Genomic DNA, 775 nt, shown 5'->3' with positions numbered 1-775 from the left:
ACATCTCCCCCGCAAGGGGGGAGATTACTGGGCCGCGGTCGTGCATCCCCCCGCTTGCCCAACCCCCCATCCCCCTCTACCACTTGGGCCTCCGCTCCTTGGCATCCGGGCCCGCCGTGACACGCATCATCCTTCGATCCCTCCTCCTCATCGCGCTCGCCGCAGCGCTCGCCGGCTGTACCGGCGTGGGCTATTACGCGGAATCGCTCAACGGGCATCTCAAGATCATGGCGGCGCGGCAGGATGTGGCGGGGCTGGTGGCGGATCCGGGGACGCCCAAGGCGCTGAGGGCGCGGATGGTTTCGGCGAGCGCGATCCGGCAGTTTGCCAGCGACGCGCTCGACCTGCCCGACAATGCGAGCTACCGCTCCTATGTCGACATCGGCCGCGATTACGTGACGATCGCGGTCTATGCGGCGCCGGAATTCTCGCTGGCGCCGGTGGCGAAATGCTTTCCGGTGTTCGGCTGCGTGCCCTACCAGGCGTTCTTCTCGGCCGACAACGCCAGGAAGGCGGCTGCCAAGCTTCAGGCGCAGGGGCTCGACGCGCATGTCTCGGGGGTGACGGCCTATTCGACGCTGGGCTGGACCAGCGACCCGCTGCTGTCGACCATGTTCCGCGACGACGAGACCTCGGTGGCGGCGCTGATCTTCCACGAGCTCGCCCATCAGCGCGTCTATGTGCAGGACGACAGCGCCTTCAACGAGGCCTTCGCGACGGCGGTGGAGACCAGCGGCGTGCGCCAATGGCTGCGGGCTCAGGGCGACGCCGGGGG

Annotated in this window: 1 protein-coding gene; it reads left to right on the top strand. The window is 68.3% G+C overall.

Features of this window, described 5'->3' with window-relative positions; all coding sequences use genetic code 11:
• Window positions 1–116 precede the first annotated feature (116 nt).
• A partial coding sequence (locus LL06_RS25945) for an aminopeptidase (protein WP_161785033.1) occupies window positions 117–775 on the top strand: 659 nt, incomplete at its 3' end.

Source organism: Hoeflea sp. BAL378 (assembly GCF_000759435.1).
Classification (GTDB): Bacteria; Pseudomonadota; Alphaproteobacteria; order Rhizobiales; family Rhizobiaceae; genus Hoeflea.
This window is presented reverse-complemented; position numbering and strand designations above follow the sequence as displayed.